This is a genomic window from Magnetospirillum sp. ME-1, assembly GCF_002105535.1.
GTDB lineage: Bacteria > Pseudomonadota > Alphaproteobacteria > Rhodospirillales > Magnetospirillaceae > Phaeospirillum.
The window spans coordinates 571,895-589,768 of the sequence record NZ_CP015848.1 but is presented as its reverse complement, the minus strand read 5'-3'; the positions used below and the strand labels follow the sequence as shown (position 1 = coordinate 589,768).

12 protein-coding genes are annotated in these 17,874 nt (G+C 67.4%); 9 read left to right on the top strand and 3 right to left on the bottom strand.

Annotation, left to right across the window (positions count from 1 at the left end; translation table 11 throughout):
- Nucleotides 1-28 precede the first annotated feature (28 nt).
- The 5 genes from carB (at nt 29) to WV31_RS02600 (ending at nt 7,142) form a co-directional block, all read left to right on the top strand.
- Nucleotides 29-3,286 carry a carbamoyl-phosphate synthase large subunit gene (carB, locus tag WV31_RS02620; protein WP_085372139.1) on the top strand — a complete coding sequence of 1,086 codons (3,258 nt, stop codon included), beginning with the start codon at nt 29-31 and terminating at the stop codon, nt 3,284-3,286.
- A 17-nt stretch (nt 3,287-3,303) separates the two neighbouring features.
- Nucleotides 3,304-3,777: a transcription elongation factor GreA gene (gene greA / locus WV31_RS02615; protein ID WP_085372138.1), complete on the top strand. Its 474-nt coding sequence runs from the start codon at nt 3,304-3,306 to the stop codon at nt 3,775-3,777.
- Nucleotides 3,778-3,781: 4 nt separating this feature from the next.
- A complete protein-coding gene (locus tag WV31_RS02610) occupies nt 3,782-4,690 on the top strand; it encodes a Dyp-type peroxidase (RefSeq protein WP_085372137.1) in 909 nt (302 codons plus the stop codon).
- 13 nt (nt 4,691-4,703) lie between these two features.
- The gene (locus WV31_RS02605) at nt 4,704-5,723 is read left to right on the top strand and encodes an extracellular catalytic domain type 1 short-chain-length polyhydroxyalkanoate depolymerase (protein WP_085372136.1); all 1,020 of its coding nucleotides are present in this window, start codon (nt 4,704-4,706) and stop codon (nt 5,721-5,723) included.
- 75 nt (nt 5,724-5,798) lie between these two features.
- A complete protein-coding gene (locus tag WV31_RS02600; protein WP_085372135.1) occupies nt 5,799-7,142 on the top strand; it encodes a hypothetical protein in 1,344 nt (447 codons plus the stop codon).
- A gap of 11 nt (nt 7,143-7,153) precedes the next feature.
- Here the strand turns inward: WV31_RS02600 and WV31_RS02595 are convergent, their stop codons facing one another.
- On the bottom strand, nt 7,154-8,842 hold the full coding sequence (locus WV31_RS02595; protein WP_085372134.1) for a sensor histidine kinase: 1,689 nt from the start codon (nt 8,840-8,842) through the stop codon (nt 7,154-7,156).
- A 171-nt stretch (nt 8,843-9,013) separates the two neighbouring features.
- Here WV31_RS02595 and WV31_RS02590 point away from each other — a divergent pair, with 171 nt between their 5' ends.
- Nucleotides 9,014-11,197 carry a tetratricopeptide repeat protein gene (locus tag WV31_RS02590; RefSeq protein WP_085372133.1) on the top strand — a complete coding sequence of 728 codons (2,184 nt, stop codon included), beginning with the start codon at nt 9,014-9,016 and terminating at the stop codon, nt 11,195-11,197.
- Nucleotides 11,198-11,421: 224 nt separating this feature from the next.
- Here the strand turns inward: WV31_RS02590 and WV31_RS02585 are convergent, their stop codons facing one another.
- A complete protein-coding gene (locus WV31_RS02585; protein ID WP_085375431.1) occupies nt 11,422-12,528 on the bottom strand; it encodes a CaiB/BaiF CoA transferase family protein in 1,107 nt (368 codons plus the stop codon).
- A 134-nt stretch (nt 12,529-12,662) separates the two neighbouring features.
- Nucleotides 12,663-13,445: an enoyl-CoA hydratase-related protein gene (locus WV31_RS02580; protein ID WP_085372132.1), complete on the bottom strand. Its 783-nt coding sequence runs from the start codon at nt 13,443-13,445 to the stop codon at nt 12,663-12,665.
- Nucleotides 13,446-13,635: 190 nt separating this feature from the next.
- Here WV31_RS02580 and WV31_RS02575 point away from each other — a divergent pair, with 190 nt between their 5' ends.
- The 3 genes from WV31_RS02575 to WV31_RS02565 all read left to right on the top strand — a co-directional run bounded on the left by WV31_RS02575 (nt 13,636) and on the right by WV31_RS02565 (nt 17,874).
- Nucleotides 13,636-15,663 carry an elongation factor G gene (locus tag WV31_RS02575; protein ID WP_085372131.1) on the top strand — a complete coding sequence of 676 codons (2,028 nt, stop codon included), beginning with the start codon at nt 13,636-13,638 and terminating at the stop codon, nt 15,661-15,663.
- A gap of 177 nt (nt 15,664-15,840) precedes the next feature.
- On the top strand, nt 15,841-17,532 hold the full coding sequence (locus tag WV31_RS02570; RefSeq protein WP_085372130.1) for a methyl-accepting chemotaxis protein: 1,692 nt from the start codon (nt 15,841-15,843) through the stop codon (nt 17,530-17,532).
- A gap of 66 nt (nt 17,533-17,598) precedes the next feature.
- Nucleotides 17,599-17,874: a hypothetical protein gene (locus tag WV31_RS02565; RefSeq protein ID WP_085372129.1), complete on the top strand. Its 276-nt coding sequence runs from the start codon at nt 17,599-17,601 to the stop codon at nt 17,872-17,874.

Here is a 17,874-nt window from a genome sequence, read left to right as displayed (position 1 = left end):
TGGTTAATTCATTCGCTGGAACCAGACGATGCCCAAACGTACAGATATCAAATCCATCCTCATCATCGGCGCCGGTCCGATCGTCATCGGGCAGGCCTGCGAGTTCGACTATTCCGGCGTGCAGGCGTGCAAGGCGCTCAAGGACGAGGGCTACCGGGTCATCCTGGTCAACTCCAACCCGGCGACCATCATGACCGACCCCGGTCTGGCCGACGCCACCTATATCGAGCCCATCACCCCCGAGATCGTCGCCAAGATCATCGAACGGGAGCGGCCCGACGCCCTGCTGCCCACCATGGGCGGCCAGACGGCGCTGAACACCGCCATGAAGCTGGCCGATCAGGGCATCCTCGAGAAGTTCGGCGTCGAGATGATCGCCGCCAAGCGCGACGTGATCGCCAAGGCCGAGGACCGCCTGCTGTTCCGCGACGCCATGGACAAGATCGGCCTGGAAAGCCCGAAGTCCAAGGTGGTCAAGACCCTGCAGGAGGCGCGCGACGCGCTCGACTTCGTCGGTCTGCCCGCCATCATCCGTCCCAGCTTCACCCTGGCCGGCACCGGCGGCGGCATCGCCTACAACGTGGCGGAGTACGAGCACATCGTCTCGGGCGGTCTGGCCGCTTCGCCGGTCCACGAGGTCCTGGTCGAGGAATCGGTGCTCGGCTGGAAGGAATACGAGATGGAGGTTGTCCGCGACCGCAAGGACAACTGCATCATCATCTGCTCCATCGAGAACGTCGATCCCATGGGCGTGCATACGGGCGATTCCATCACCGTCGCCCCGGCCCTGACGCTGACCGACAAGGAATACCAGATCATGCGCAACGCCAGCCTGGCGGTGCTGCGCGAGATCGGGGTGGATACCGGCGGCTCCAACGTACAGTTCGCGGTCAACCCCAAGGACGGCCGCATGACCGTCATCGAGATGAATCCGCGCGTGTCGCGCTCGTCCGCCCTGGCGTCCAAGGCCACGGGCTTTCCCATCGCCAAGGTGGCGGCCAAGCTGGCGGTGGGCTATACGCTGGACGAACTGACCAACGACATCACCGGCTGCACCCCGGCGTCGTTCGAGCCGACCATCGACTACGTGGTCACCAAGATTCCGCGCTTCACCTTCGAGAAGTTTCCCGGCGCCGATCCCAACCTCACCACCTCCATGAAGTCGGTGGGCGAGGCCATGGCCATCGGCCGCACCTTCCAGGAGAGCCTGCAGAAGGGTCTGCGGAGCATGGAAACCGGCCTGACCGGCCTGGACGAGGTGGAGATTCCCGGCGCCGGCGCCGGCGACATGAAGGACGCGGTGAAGTCCGCTTTGGCCCAGCCGCGCCATGACCGCCTGCTGGTCATCGCCCAGGCCTTCCGCTTAGGGCTCACCATCGACGAAGTCCACGCCGCCTGCTTCTACGACAAGTGGTTCCTGGCCCAGATCAAGGGTATCATCGACGCCGAGGCCGAGGTGAAGGCCAAGGGCCTGCCCATCGACGCGCCCGGCCTGCTTCGCCTCAAGAAGATGGGCTTTTCCGACCAGCGCCTGTCCAAGCTGTCGGGCAAGACGCTCACCGAGACCGCCTTCCGCCGCGAGGTGCTGAACGTCAAGCCGGTGTTCAAGCGCATCGACACCTGCGCCGCCGAGTTCCCGTCTTCGACCGCCTACATGTATTCGTGCTACGAGGGCGACGGCGTCAACGCGCCCGATTGCGAGGCTCAGCCGTCCGACCGCGACAAGGTGATCATCCTGGGCGGCGGTCCCAACCGCATCGGCCAGGGCATCGAGTTCGACTATTGCTGCGTCCATGCCGCCTACGCCCTCGACGAGGCCGGCAAGGAGACCATCATGGTCAACTGCAACCCGGAAACGGTGTCCACCGATTACGACACCTCGGACCGCCTGTATTTCGAGCCGCTGACCGCCGAGACGGTGATCGATCTGGTCCGCAAGGAGCAGTCCAACGGCAAGGTTCTGGGCTGCATCGTCCAGTTCGGCGGCCAGACGCCCTTGAAGCTGGCCCATGCGCTGGAGCAGGCCGGCATTCCCATTCTCGGCACCAGCCCGGATTCCATCGATCTGGCCGAGGACCGCGAGCGCTTTCAGAAGCTGCTCCACGATCTGGGCCTGAAGCAGCCGGCCAACGGCACGGCGCGGTCGCTGGAGGAAGCCATCAAGGTGGCCGAGACCATCGGCTATCCCGTGGTGATCCGCCCCAGCTTCGTGCTGGGCGGCCGCGCCATGCAGATCGTCTACGACCACGAGGCGCTGGAGCGCTACATGCACGAGGCGGTCAAGGTCTCGGGCGACGATCCGGTGCTGATCGACTATTACCTCAAGGACGCCATCGAGGTGGACGTCGACGCGCTGTGCGACGGTGCCCAAGTTTACGTCGCCGGCATCATGCAGCACATCGAGGAAGCGGGCATCCATTCGGGCGATTCCGCCTGCTCGCTGCCCCCCTATTCCCTGGACAAGGCCACCATCGCCGAGCTGGAGCGCCAGACGGCGGCCCTGGCCAAGGCCCTGAACGTGGTCGGCCTGATGAACTGCCAGTACGCCATCAAGGACGGCGACATCTACATCCTGGAGGTCAATCCGCGCGCATCCCGCACGGTGCCCTTCGTCGCCAAGGCCACCGGCGTGCCCATCGCCAAGATCGCGGCCCGCGTCATGGCCGGCGAGACCCTGGCCTCGTTCGGCCTCACCACCCGCCCGGAACTCAAGCATGTGGCGGTGAAGGAGGCAGTGTTCCCCTTCGCCCGCTTCCCCGGCGTCGACATCCTGCTGGGCCCGGAAATGAAGTCCACCGGCGAGGTGATGGGCATCGATTCCGACTTCGCGCGGGCCTTCGCCAAGAGCCAGCTGGGGGCCGGCACCAACCTGCCGACCGAGGGCGGGGCCTTCATCTCGGTGCGCGACGGCGACAAGCCGGCCATGGTCGAGATCGCCCGGCGTCTGCTGGACATGGGCTTCAAGGTGATGGCCACCGACGGCACCGCCTTCTACCTGAAGGACCGGGGCGTGGTCGGCGTCACCATCGTCAACAAGGTGCTGGAAGGCCGCCCCCACTGCGTCGATGCCATGATGAACGGCCAGGTGCAACTGGTGGTCAACACCACCGAGGGCAGCCAGGCGGTGAAGGACAGCTTCTCCATCCGCCGTACCGCTCTCACCAACAACATTCCCCACTACACCACGGTGGCGGGGGCGCGCGCCGCCGTCGAGGCCATCGAGGCTATGCGTTGCGGCACGCTTGATGTGGCGCCGCTGCAATCGTACTTTAAGGGGTCGTTCTAGGGGCGTAGGGGCGTTTGATGGAAAAGATCCCGATGACTCCGGCCGGGCTGGCCCAGCTGGAGGAAGAGCTGAGGACCCTGAAATCGGTGGAGCGCCCGGCGGTGATCCGGGCCATCGCCGAGGCGCGCGAGCACGGTGATCTGTCGGAAAACGCCGAATACCACGCGGCGCGCGAACGCCAGAGCTTCATCGAGGGTCGGGTTTCCGAGCTCGAAGACATCATCTCCCGCGCCCAGGTGATCGACATCGCCAGCCTGTCGGGCGATCAGGTGCGCTTCGGCGCCACCGTGACGCTCGCCGACGAGGATTCCGACGACGAGGTGGTCTACACCATCGTCGGCGCCCACGAGGCCGACATCAAGTCGGGCCGCATGAGCGTGCATTCGCCGCTGGCCCGCGCCCTGATCGGCAAGCATCTGGGCGACACCGTCGAGGTCACCGCGCCGGGCGGGTCCAAATCTTACGAGATCGTCGACGTCCGCTTCGGGTGACGCCATGACCAAGCCCCAATCGGCCATCTGCGCGGACGGTGGTGATTTCGGCCTGTTCCTCACCCTTGTTCTGGCTGACGGCGACATGGGCCCGGTGCGGCGCGTGCTCGCCGCCCTGCCCGACATGACCGAGGCCGTGGCCGAGCAGGCGGGCGAGCCCGCCTTGGTCAGTTCGGTGGCAATCGGCGCGTCCTGCTGGACTCGACTGACCGGTCGGGAATGCCCGGAGGGGCTGGTTCCCTTCGCGCCCCTGGCCGAGGGCGCCCGCAAGGCGCCGGCCACCCCCGCCGACCTGTTCGTGCACATCCACTCGCCCCGCCACGACGCCAACCTGATGCTGGCGCGGCGGGTGATGGCGGCGCTGGGCTCCCATGTGCGGCTTGCCGAGGAGGTGATGGGCTTTCGCCACATGGGCAAGCGTGACCTGACCGGCTTCGTCGACGGCACCGAGAACCCGGAAGGCGACGAGCGGGCAGAGGTGGCGCTGGTGGCCGACGGCCCCCATGCCGGCGGCAGCTTCGTCTCGTTGCAGCGCTACGTCCATGACCTCGCCCGCTGGGAGGCCCTGTCCACTCCCGACCAGGAAGCGGCGGTGGGCCGCACCAAGGAAGGCGACGAGGAACTGGCCGATGCGGTGAAGCCGCCCTTCGCCCACATCGTCCGCGTGGTGATCGAGGAGGACGGCGAGGAGCTGGAGGTGCTGCGCCATTCCATGCCCTACGGAAGCACGTCGGAGAACGGCCTTTATTTCGTCGCCTACTGCGCCAGCCCGGCGCCGTTCCGCAAGATGCTGGAGCGCATGGTGCTGTCGGCCGGCGACGGTCTGCACGACCGTCTGCTGGACTTCACCCGGGCGGTGACCGGCGCGTCCTTCTTCGCGCCGTCCGCCGACTTCCTGGAATCCCTCGCCTGAGGAGCAACTGAGCATGATGTCGCGTCTGGGCGCCCTTCTGGCGGCCCTGGTCCTGTGGGCCGTCCCCGCTTGCGCCACTGAGTTCCAGCCCGTTTCCGGCCTGTTCGCCGGCGGCGGCCAGCTGTGGTGGTGGAACTTGGCAGTCAAGGCCTATGTCCCCGACGCCGCCAGGGGCAAGCCGGGACCGGTGGTCCTGCTGCTGCACGGCTGCAAGCAGGAGGGCATTCCTTTCGCCACCGACAGCGGCTGGCGCGATCTGGCCGAGAAGAAGGGCTTCGCCCTGCTGGTGGCCGAGTTCACCGATTCCGTTTCCGGCGCGCCGGGCAACAACTGCCTGTGGTGGTTCGACGAGAACGAGCGGCTGCCCACCGAAAAGAACATTATCGGCCGTTTGTACCGCGAGGTGTTGGCGGCGCGCGAAGCCTTCGGCATCAAGGGCGGCGATAATTTCGTGGTCGGCCTGTCGGCGGGCGGCGCCATGGCCCAGGTGCTGCTGGCGGCGCTTCCCGACGACTTCGCCGCCGGCGCTTCCATGGGGGGCGTGCCGGTGGGCTGCGCGCGCATCGGCGGGGTGACTGGTGGTTCGTACTTCGCCACGCCCGAGGTGCGGCGCGCCTTCGGCTGCATGGAAGGCCCCGCCGAGGTCAGGCCCGAGCACTGGGCCGGCGAGATCGCCCGGCTGCACGGGGCGCGGCACAAATGGCCGCGCCTGGCCATCTGGCACGGCGATGCCGACAAGACGGTCGCTTGCGTCAACGCGGTGGAGAGCGCCGCGCAATGGGCGGGGCTGCACGGTGCCGCCTTGCCGCCCTTCACCACCTGCGAGCAGGCCCCCGTCAATCCGCTGGTGTCCGGTCCCACCTGGACGGCGCCCGGCGGCGCGGGCGGGCCGGCGGTGGAGCTTTGGCTGCTGCGGGGCTTCGGCCACGCCGCGCCGGTGGCGCCCGCCGCGGGCTGCGGCCGCGAGGGGGCCTATGTGAGCGATGGGGGCAAGTGCGCGGCGTCCGAGATCGCCGGCTTTTTCGGCCTGTAGACCACATGACGCAAGTCAAGCCGCCGGGCGGGCGTCTGGGCTAGTCTGCCAGCCGTGATTGCCTGGGGAGAGGTCATGAAGCGCACGGTTCCGCTGGTCCTGCTGCTGTTGTCGTCCACGTCGGCCCTGGCCGCCGATGGGGCCATGGAGGCCCGCAACTGGGTCGCCCGCCGACTGGCCGCCGAAAGCCATGTGCAGGTGGAGGTGGCGGGAGTGGACGTTTCCGGCGCGGCCTGCCGGGTATCGGGCACTGTGCGCAAGGCCTTCGTCGGCAAGGCGCAGGTGGGCGAGGCGCTGGCGTTCCGCCTGCCGTGCGCCGCCGATTCGTTCTGGCCGGCGCCCAAGCTGAAATCCGCCAAGGTGGTCGAGGCCTTCGTCAAGCCCGGCCTGGACGGTCTGGACGCCGCCGATGACGGCCAGGGCCTGCGCCTGCTGGCCGCCGTCACCGACGCGCCCCAATGGGTGGACGATCCCGCCCTGGTGCGCGAGATGACCGAGTCCATCGCCCGCTACCGCATCGACGCCGAGGTCAAGCGCCGCGACCCCAATGCCGCCCTGGCCCTGGCCCGGGTGGCCGATCCGGTGTTGCGGGCGCGGCTGCTGGCCCATGCCGCCGGCCTGATGAGCGCGCGCCGCCTGCCCGAGGCCGAGGCCACCGCCGACGAGGCCATCGCCGCAATCAAGGCGCTGCCCGATGCCGATATCCGTCTGGACTCCGGTCTGGTGGCGCTGGAATCGCTGGCCATGGGCCAGGCGAGGAAGGGGGCGCTGGCCCTGGCCGCCGTGCTGGAACCCCAGGTGGACGCGCTGACCGTGCCGTCGAAGCGCGACGCCGCCACCCTGGTGCTGTACGGCGCCCGCGTGCGCGCCGACGACCCGGCGGCCGGCTTCGTCTCGCTCTCCAAGGTAAGCGACCCGGCGACGCGCCGCGACCGTCTGGCCAACATGCCCTTCGCGCAAAAGGACTTCAGCCCGGTCAATCCGGATTCGCTGGGCTGGATGGACCGGCTGCTGGCCGGGGCGGAAGCCCTGCCCGCCGGCGAGTTCCGTACCGAGGCGCTGACCCAGCTGTGCCGCACCGCCCAGCGCTCGGCCATGGAAATGACCAAGATGCCCGACCTGTTGGCCAAGGCCGCCGCCATGGCCGAACTGGCCGCCAAGCGGCGCCACGCTCCCTCGGCCCAGCTGCTGGCCCTGATCCGCGAGGCCGAGGGCGGCAGCGCGGCCCGGGCCGAGGCGGCCCGCTGGCATGCGGTATCCGCCACCGGCTTCGATGGCGGCATGAGCACCCGGTCCGACGCGCTGAAGACGCTGGGCACCTTCTCGGCGGCCGAACGCGCCGCCGCCGCCCGGCTGCTTCAGCCCGGCTCGGCCGGCGACGTCACGCCGTCCCGTCTGGTGGAATTGGCAAGCAGATAACCCGCCCGGATCTATTCCGCCGGCAACATGACGTGCAGGCGGCTTTCGCCGTCGCCGGTGGTTTCCGCCCACAGGCGGCCGCCGTGCAACTGGGCGATCTTGCGGCAGAGCGCCAGGCTGAGCGTCGGGCCGCGCCCCTTGTCGCCGGAACTGCCGGCGCCCAGCAGCGGGAACGAGGTTTCGCCGTCGCCGAAATCGGCAGCGGTATTGTCGGAGCTGACGATCAGGTGCCACATGTCGCCATCCCGCGCCGCGCTGACCCCGATGGTCTGGCTCTGCTCGGGCCGCCGCCGCTCGAGAATGGCTGAAATCATGTGGTGGAACAGGCCGGCCAGATGCTGGCGGTCGCCCATGATCTCGGGCAGGCTTCCTGAGGTGATGGTGGTGCCTGCGGCCTCCAGGCGGGGGGCGAGCAAGTCGATGGTCTCGTCCAGAAGGCGCTGCAGCGGCACCGGTTGCAACGGGCGGCACTGACCCACCCCCAGATAGCGTTGCAAGGCGTCCAGCTGCGCCTTCATGCGGTCGGTTCCCGAGCGGATGAAGCCCAGGTATTCCTCCAGCCCCGCCGTCTCTCCCGTGCCGGCCTTGCGCACCAGCAGTTGGGCGTAGGACAGGATGGTGCGCAGCGGCTCCTGCAGGTGGTGGGCGGAAATTTCCGCCATGTGGCGCAATTCCTCGTTGGCCAGTTCCAGATCGGAGGTACGCCGGGCGAGCAGACGTTCGAACCGCTCGCGCTCCACCAGTTGCCGGTGCAGCGCCCAGGTGATGGCGGTGGTGGCCAGGAGCAGCGGCAGCGCGATAAGCGCCAGGGTGGCGACATAGGACCGCCACTGGGCCATGGTGTCGTCGTGCAGGGTCGAGATGGAGACCACGGCCGGATAGTCTCCCAGGCGCCGATAGCTGGCCTGGCGCAGCTTGCCGTCGGTGGCGACCACGTTGGTGTAGCTGCCCGTCGCCGCCTTGGGGATGTGTTCCCGGAACAGCGGCCCTTGCGAGAAATCCTTGCCGATCAGGTCATTGTCCATGGGGCCGCGGGCCAGCAGGGTTCCCTCGGCTCCGAACAGGGCGATGGTGCCGTTGGGCTTCTGGCGGATGGACTCGAACAGGGCGTTGATGTCGTCCAGTTGGATCATCACGGCCAGGATCGCGTCAAGCCGGCCTTGGGAATTCCGCTGCGCCAGGCTGACCGGCAGCACCAGCCGTCCGTTGACGCGGCTGACGATCGGCTTGCCGACGAACAGCCCGACCTCGCCTCGAAGATGGGCCTGGACGTAATCGCGGTCGCCGACGCCGACCCCTTGGGGCGGCAATTCGGGGTGGCTGTGGAGATAGGCGCCGTCCGGGGTGATGACGCGGGCCGCCGCCACCATGGGCGCCTGCTTCAGCACGGCGGCCAGAAAGGTCCGGAACGTCCCGTCATGGGCCGGGTGGGGCGAAGCGGAATGCTCGCGCTCCAGCCGCTCGCCCATCATGGACAGCACCAGGGCGGATTGGCCGAAGATGCCGTCGACATGTTCCGCCAGGGTGTCGGCCAGCCGCTCGTTGCTGCTCTGGCGGTCGTGCAGCAGGTCCCGCTGCCTTTGCCAGGCCATGGCGCTGAAGGTCGCGATGATGAACAGGGCGACGAGCAGGCCCATCACCACCACGGTGGCGCTGGCGCGTAAATTGAGAGGTCGACCCACGTCGTTAGGCATAGTCATCACTGCCGTTCGGCCGGGGGCATGATAGCAGCGGCTTCAGTGGGATCAACAATCGATAAATTGCATATGACGAATCTTGACGAACCGGCTGTTTCATTACCCTGCCGCCTTGCCTCCGCACTCTGCGACGTGCCATCGTTTACCCCAAAGAGCAACCGCGGGGAATCCACATTGGCCGACGATTTCGCCAAGGCCGTCGAGCTTCATCAGGCGGGGAAGCTGCTTGATGCGGTCGACATCTACCAGCGGATCCTGTCGGCCGATCCGTATCACGAGGGGGCCAACCATCTGCTGGGCGTGGCCTGTTCCCAGATGGGCCAGTTTGATCTGGCCATCCATCTGATCGGCGAGGCCATCCGCGCCAACGGCCGGGTTCCCGATTACCACGTCAACCTGGGCAACGCCCTGTTCAGCGCGCGGCGCCTGCCCGAGGCGGAAGCCGCCTACCGTCGCGCGCTGGCGCTCAATCCCGATATTCCCGAGGCGCTGTTCGGCCTGGGCAATACCCTGGCCCAGACCGGGCGCCTGGACGAGGCTTTGACCGCCCAGGAGCGGGCGCTCGCCCTGCGGCCGGGCTTCGTCGAGGCCCTGGCCAACATGGCCGGGGTGCTGAACCGCCTGGGCCGCCCCGCCGAGGCGGTGGAGAAATTGCGCCGCGCCGTGGCCGAACGCCCGGGCGAGGCCAATCTTCACGCCGATCTGGGCCGCGCCCTGCTGGCCTCGGACCGGGCGCTCGAGGCCGACATCTCCGTCTGCCGCGCTCTCAGGCTTGCCCCCGATTCCGTTCCGGTGCTGGTCGCCGCCTCGGACGTGATCCGGGGACGGGGCCGGATCGAGGAGGCGCTGGAGCATGCGGCGCGCGCCGCCGAGCTTGCCCCCAATTATCCCCCCGCCGTGCTGATCCTGGCCCGCCAGCTGCGGGCCATGGGACGTGATGAGCTCGCCGCCGAGACCTATCTGCGGCTGGCCGGTATCGAGGGGTCCGGGGTGTCCCACCTGTTCGAGGCTGCCAACGCCATGAACGAGATGGGCCGTCTGGCCGAGGCGGTGGCGCTTTACCAGACCCTGCTGGGCCGCGAGCACGATCATTCCGAGGTGTGGAACAATCTGGGCAACGCGCTGCGGGAACAGGGGGAACTGGAGCGCGCCGCCGAGTGCTACGAGACCGCCGAGACGCTGAGCCCCGACGACCCCATCGTTATGGCCAACCGGGCCGCCCTGCTGGGCAGCCTGGGCCGGGTCGAGGAGGCCGAGGTCTTGAGCCGCCGGGTGGTGGAGTTGTCGCCCGGCGCGGCCATCCCCTTAAGCAATCTGGGCCAGGCCCTGTACGCCCAGGGCCGCCTGGCCGAGGCCCAGGAACAGTTCGACGCCGCCGGAGCCGCCGACCCGGCCAATGACGACATCCGCTTTCACCGTGGCATCGTCCGTCTGAAGCAGGGCGACTTCGCCGAGGGCTGGGCGCTCTACGAGGCGCGCTGGGGCAACCGCAAGCGCCGGGAGCCCCATCGCCACCCCGGCATTCCGCAGTGGAAGGGCGAGCCCCTGGACGGGCGCACCCTGCTGCTGTGGTCGGAGCAGGGCTTCGGCGACACGCTGCAATTCGTCCGCTACGCCCCCCTGGCGGCGGCGCGGGGCGCCCGGGTGGTGCTGGAGGTGCAGCCCGCCCTGGTGTCGCTGCTGGCCACCATGCCCGGCATCGCCGAGGTGGTGGCGGTGGGCGGCGAGACCGGAGCGATCGACCTTCAATCGCCACTGATGAGCCTGCCGCTGGCCTTCGGCACCATGGTCGAGACCATTCCCGCCGTCCTTCCCTATCTGTCGCCGCCTCCCGACCGCCTGGAGCCCTGGGCGCGGCGGCTGAACGCCGGATTGGCTCCCGGCCCGCGCATCGGTCTGGTCTGGGCGGGCGATTCCCGCGAACACGATATCGAATGCACGCTGATCGACCGCCGGCGCTCGCTGGCGCTGAAACAGCTGGAGCCGCTTCTGGCGGTGGACGGCGTCCGTTTCGTCAGCCTGCAGGTGGGCAAGCAGGGGCTTCAGGCCAGGGACGAGGGCCGCGTCGCCGACCTCACTTCAGGCATCACCGATTTCGCCGACACCGCCGCCCTGATCAATGGCCTCGATCTGGTGATCAGCGTCGATACCTCGACGGCTCACCTCGCCGCCGCCATGGGCAAGCCGGTCTGGCTGCTGTCGCGCTTCGATGGCTGCTGGCGCTGGCTGACGGGCCGCGACGACAGCCCGTGGTATCCCGGCATGCGCCTCTACCGCCAGCCCAAGGCCGGCGACTGGGAGACGCCGGTGGCCCGCATGGCGGCGGATCTGGCGGCCTGGCTGAAGCGGCGCGGGTGATTCTGGATTTTTTGACCGGAATGGTTTAGCGTAATGGGAGGTAGCCGGTGGGTGCGCTAACACCCACCGGCCGCCCCTAGCCTCGGGTCAGAGCGAGGCGGATGCGAATCCGCCACGGTAGCCTGAGGACCAGGAGAAAGCGCATCTTGATCATGCGATTTCCTCCTTGACGGCGGACCGGACCTTCCCGGCCCGCCGTCGTCATTTCTACCGTTGATTTGTCCTCAAGACCATCCGGCGATGACCGCCTCGGCCGGCTTTTCGGCCAGCGGCTTGCGGCGGCGCGGGCGCTCGCCTTCCATCAGAACGGGCAGCAGCACCTCGACCAGGCCCTGCTCGCTCACATGGGTGAAGCCGCGCTCCACGTGATGGGGATGGCTGGCGACCTCGTGGGGTTCCAGCACCGGCTCGAAGGTGCAGTCGGCGGGCTCCAGCAGGGCGGTCCACTCGGCCAGGGTCTTTGAGGCGAACAACTCCGCCATCTCCCCGATCATGGCGGTCTGGGGCAGGGGTTCGTTCTGGCGGGCCACCCAGTCGGGCTTGCCCACGGCGGCGCAGAAGGACTGCCAGAATTTCTCCTCCAGCGCGGCGATGGCGGCGAAGCGGCCATCCTTGGTCTTGTAGATGCGGTAATGGGCGGCGCCGCCGTTGATCAGGTCGTGCTCGCGTTTGGGATCGCCCCAGCGGTGCGCCATGGTCAGCACGCCGCCCATCCACGACAGGGCCGCTTCGGCGAGGCTGATGTCGATGGTGGTGCCCTTGCCGGAGGTGGAGCGCTTCAGCAGCGCGGCCAGGATCGAGTTGACCGCCAGCATGGCCCCCGCATGGTCGGCCAGCGGCGGGAAGGTCATGATGGGCCGCTCGGCCGGTCCGCTGGCGGCCAGCAATCCGGTCACCGCCAGATAGGTGACGTCGTGGCCGGCCCGTGTGGCGAAGGGGCCGGTGCCGCCATAGCCCGAGAGCGCGCAATGGACCAGCCGGGGGTTGATCTCGTGCAGGCGCTCGATGCCGAAGCCCAGGCGCGCCATCACCCCGGGGCGGAAGCCCTCCAGCAGCACGTCGGCCTTGGCCACCAATTCGGCGAAGCGGGCCTTGCCGTCCGCCGACTTCAGGTCCAGCGTCACGATGGTCTTGTTGGCGTTGGCCAGCTTGTAGAAGGCGGTGGTGCCGTCCGCGTCCACCGGACCCATGGTGCGCATGGGATCGCCGGCCGGGCTTTCCACCTTGATGACCTCGGCGCCGAGATCAGACAGCCACAGGGTGGCCAGCGGGCCGGGAATGTACATGGAGAGGTCCAGGACCTTGAGCCCGGCAAGGCAATCGGCGATCATGTTCAGCTCCAAAGTTGAATTGTCATCCCGAGCGCAAGCGAGGGATCTCGTCCTGGTCCGGCGTGTTCTGTTCGGAAACGACGGATCAGGCGGAGATTCCTCCTCCCGATGGTCGTCGGAATGACAGGAACGATTTATCCAGACCAGTTCGGCTTTCTTTTTTCGGTGAGTGCGGTGACGCCCTCGCGGCATTCGGCCGAGGCGCGGGCATCGACGAACTGGGCCACGGTGTAGCGCATCAGGTCGGGGCCGGCGGGGCTGTCGTCCACCACGCGCAGCATGTCCTTGGCGGCGGCTTGGGCCTTGGGGGCGCCCTTCAGCACGGAGTCCACCATCAGGTCGCGGGCGGCGTCCAGCTTGTCGGACGTGACCACCGCGTGGACGAGGCCCAGGCGCAGGGCCTCGCGTGCGTCGAAACGTTCGCCCGACAGCACGTAGCGGCGCATGGCCCGCGTGCCGATGGCGGCCGCCATGCAGGGCATGATCAGGGTGGGCGAGAAGCCGGCGCGCACCTCGGGCAGGGAGAAGCTGGCGTCTTCGGAGGCCACCACCATGTCGGCGCAGGCGACGATGCCGGCCCCCATGCCCAGCGCCGCGCCCTGCACCCGGGCGATAACCGGCTTGGCGCAGCGGTCGATGGCGTCGAGCATGACGGCCATCTGCATGGCGCTGCGGCTGACCTCCTCGGCATCCTGGTCCAGCAGGGCCCGCGTCCAGCCGATATCGCCGCCGGCGCAGAAGCTGGGACCCTGGCCCTCGATCACCACCACGCGCACCACGTCGGCGACGGAGAGCTTCTGGAAGGTCTGGGCCAGATTTCCCACCATCTGCTCGTCGAGCGCGTTGTGCAGATCGGGACGGCAGAGCGTCACCGTGGCGGTGGCGCCGCTGATCTTGACGTGAACGTGGTCGGTCATGAAAACCCCTCCCCGGAACGGTGGAACCAGTAAACCACGCCGGCTTCCATGCACCAAGACGCAAGCAGTGCAGCCCTGTCTCGGCTGCGCGCCATTTCCTGTTGCCACGGGCGCCGTTGACTGAAACCATGGCGGGGCTGGGCGCAGGGGGTTCCGGCGCCCATACAGAACAAGAAATTCCGGAGGGTCCATGACGTCCAAGTCTCCTTCCCTGCCGCGCGCCTGCGCCCTGGTCGGGCCGTTCGCCGCCGGCAAGACCAGCCTGCTCGAAGCCATGCTGTTCGCCTGCGGCGCTATTGGGCGCCAGGGTCGCATCAAGGACGGCACCACCACCTGCGATTCCAGCCCGGAGGCCCGCGCCCGCCTGATGAGCGTCGAGCCCAACATCGCCAGCGCCGAATATCTGGGCGAGAAGTGGACCTTTATCGACTGCCCCGGCTCGGTGGAGTTCCAGCAGGATTCCTACAACGCCCTGATGGCCGTCGATGTGGCGGTAGTGGTGTGCGAACCCGACCCCGCCCGCGCCGTGATGGTCGCCCCGGTGCTGAAGTTCCTGGACGGGCACAAGATTCCGCACCTGCTGTTCGTCAACAAGATCGACACCGCCGGCACGCGCCTCAAGGAGACGCTGGAAGCGTTGCAGGCGGTGTCCGACCGTCCGCTGGTCATGCGCGAGATTCCCATCCGCGAGGGCGATGCCGTCACCGGCTATATCGATCTGGTCAGCGAGCGGGCCTACAAGTACCGCCCCGGCCAGACCTCGGCGGTGATCAAGATCCCCGATGCGCTCAAGGGCGAGGAAAGCGCGGCGCGCCAGGAAATGCTCGAGCATCTGGCCGATTTCGACGACCACCTGATGGAAGAGCTGCTGGAAGACATCCAGCCGCCCGCCGACGAGGTCTATGCCGATCTGGGCAAGGATCTGGCCGAGGACCTGATCGTGCCGGTGTTCTTCGGCTCGGCCGAGAACGACGGCGGCATCCATCGCCTGCTGAAGGCGCTGCGCCACGACGCCCCCGGCCCGGCCGCCACCGCCGCCCGTCTCGGCGTCAAGGCCGAGGGTTCCGCCCTGGCCACCGTGTTCAAGACCGTCCATGCCGCCCATACCGGCAAGCTCAGCTTCGCCCGCGTGTGGCGGGGCGAGTTCACCGACAACCAATCCCTGGACGTGGGCCGCATCGGCGGCCTTTACCTGATGACCGGCGGCACGCCCACCAAGGTGGCCAAGGCGGGGGTGGGCGACGTCTGCGCCTTCGGCCGCCTGGACGCGGTCGCCACCGGCCAGGTGATCGGCGGCGCCGATGCCGGCATGGAGCCCTGGCCCGTACCGCTTCCGCCGCTGTTCGCCTTCGCGCTGGCCGCCGAGAAGAAGGGCGACGACGTCAAGCTGACCGGGGCCATCGCCAAGCTGGCCGAGGAGGACCCCTCGCTGTCGCTGGATCACGGCGAATTCGGCGAGCAGGTGCTGCGCGGCCAGGGCGAGATCCACCTCCAGGTGGCCATCGACCGCCTGAAGAGCCGCTTCAACATGGCGGTGGTGACCGCCAAGCCGACGGTTCCCTACAAGGAGACCATCCGGAAGTCCACCTCGGTCCACGGCCGCCACAAGAAGCAGTCGGGCGGCCACGGCCAGTTTGGCGACATCCACATCGACATCGCCCCGCTGCCCCGCGGCTCGGGCTTCAAGTTCGTCGACAAGATCGTGGGCGGCGTGGTGCCGCGCCAGTACATCCCCTCGGTGGAGGAGGGCGTGGCCGACTTCCTGCGCCAAGGCCCCTTCGGCTTCCCGGTGGTGGATCTGCAGGTGACCCTGACGTCCGGCAGCTATCACGCCGTGGACAGCTCGGACATGGCGTTCAAGACGGCGGCCCGCATCGCCATGAGCGAGGGCATGCCCCAATGCGATCCGGTGCTGCTGGAACCCATCCTGGCGGTGGAGATCTCGGTGCCCGCCGATTTCACCGCCAAGGCCCAGCGCATCGTCTCTGGCCGCCGCGGCCAGATCCTCGGCTATGACGCCAAGGAGGGATGGCAGGGCTGGGACACCGTCTCGGCCTATCTGCCCCAGGCCGAGATGGACGACCTGATCGTCGAACTGCGCTCCCTGACCATGGGGGTGGGCACCTTCTCGTGGAAGTTCGACCACCTGCAGGAAATCAGCGGCCGCGTTGCCGAAAAGGTGGTGGAGGCCCGCAAGGAGGCGCTGGCCAGCGCCTGAATTCCAGCCTGAACCTACCAATGGGCGCGCCGTGAGGCGCGCCACTCTTAAATAAGTGCAATATGAGATGTACTGAATAAATACGTGTTTACCCCTATCGCAGATGGGGCGTAAGCTGACCCATTCGCGTTGCATATTCCATAACGCATATGCTTTGCGTATGGAAAGGGAGCCGCCATGTTAACCAATCTGCGGATTTCGATACGTCTGTCCACCCTGATCGCCATTATGATCATCCTGGTCTCCGTCGTCGCGACGCTGGGGCATAACGGCATGCAGGCGATCAATGGCCGGATGGCTAACCTGTATGAGGAGCGGGTGGTCAGCCTCGGGCAATTGTCGGCGATCATGGACGACCTGCACAGAATTCGCATGACGACGGTTTGGGTGGTGGAGGCCAGTGGCCCCGACGAGCGCAAGGCGCTGAGCGACAAGATTGCCGAATATTCGAACGCCATCGATACGGTCTGGAAGGACTACATTGCCGGCGCTTTCACTCCCGAGGAGCGGGAATTGTCCAAGCGCTTTGCCGCCGAGCTGGAGGTGGTGCGCAATGACCGCGCCAAGGTATTCGAGGCGTTGAAGATGGGGGACGCCGCTTCCGCCATGACCGTCATCGATCCGAAAAGTGATGTGGCCAAGCGCTTCACCACCCTGGTCGACACCCTCGAGGCGCTGGTCAACTTGCAGGTCACGGTGTCCAAGGCGGAGTTCCAGGAGTCTGTGGCAACCTACAATTCCACCATCGTCACCTCCGCCATCGTCATTGCCATTGGTCTGGCCGCCGCCGTGGCGGTGACCTGGCTGATCAGCCGGTCCATCACCGTTCCGGTGGCCCAATCCATCCAGGAAATGAAAGGTCTGGCCACGGGCGACACTTCGGTCGAGGTGACGGGCCAGGAGCGTAAGGACGAGGTGGGCGATATTGCCCGGGCGGTCCAGGTCTTTAAGCAGAATGCCGTAGAGAAAAAACGCATGGAGGCCGAGGTCGACGTCGCCAGGAAAAAGGCCGAGATGGATCACAAGGCCGAGATGAGCCGCATGGCCGGTGAGTTCGAGGCCGGGGTTGCATCCGTGGTGAGCAATGTGTCCGGGGCTTCGGGCGAACTTGAGCATACCGCGCAGGCCATGTCGGCCATGGCCGGTCAGGTGACGGCCCAGGCCAGCGCCGTTGCCGCCGCTTCGGAAGAGGCCAGCACCAATGTCCAGACGGTGGCCGCCGCGACCGAGGAATTGTCCAGTTCGGTTTCGGAAATCGGGCGTCAGGTCAGTGAAGCCGCCCGCGTGTCCCGGCATGCCGTGGAGGAGGCCGCCCACACTGACACCATCGTACGTGGCCTGTCCGAGGCGGCTGGCCGGATTGGCGAGGTGATCAGCCTGATCAACGACATCGCCAGCCAGACCAATCTGCTGGCCCTGAACGCCACCATTGAAGCGGCTCGGGCGGGTGAGGCCGGAAAAGGTTTTGCCGTCGTCGCCAACGAGGTGAAGAACCTGGCCAACCAGACCGCCAAGGCAACCGAGGAGATCGGCCAGCAGATTACCTCGGTGCAGACCGAGACGGATCGTGCGGTGAGCGCAATCCGCTCCGTCAGTTCGACCATTGGCCGGATCGACGAGATATCCTCGGCCATTGCCTCGGCGGTGGAGGAGCAATCTGCCGCTACCCAGGAGATCGCCCGCAATGTGGAACAAGCGGCGCGCGGAACGCAGGAGGTGTCCAGCAACATCACCGGCGTCACCTCTGCGGCGGGGGAGGCGGGGCGCGCCTCCCAGACCGTGCTCGACGCGGCCCGACGCCTGAAAGAGGAATCCAGTGGGCTGGGTGCCGCGGTCGGCGATTTCGTCACCAAGGTGAAGAACGGCTGAGGCTGGCTTTTCGACCGGACGGAATGCTATAGAGCGGGCTCCAGCCTGACCTTAAGGAGCCCGCTCATGGAAGATAACCGCGAGATGTTCGAGGAGATCGCCGCGCTGATCGGCTCCATCGCCAAGGCGTTTGACCTTTCCGACACCGACGTGGTGGCCGCCATCGAGCAAGGTGGCCTCGGCATGGGCATGATCGTCGATGACGAAGGACGCAACTGCGTCGAAGTCACCCATGAAGGCCGCACCGCCCGCATCTATCCCGGCGCCATCTTCCGGGTCGGCGATCAGGCCCCGGCCCAGGACGACGATTGCGGTGGCGGCGGCTGTTCCTGCGGGCACTGA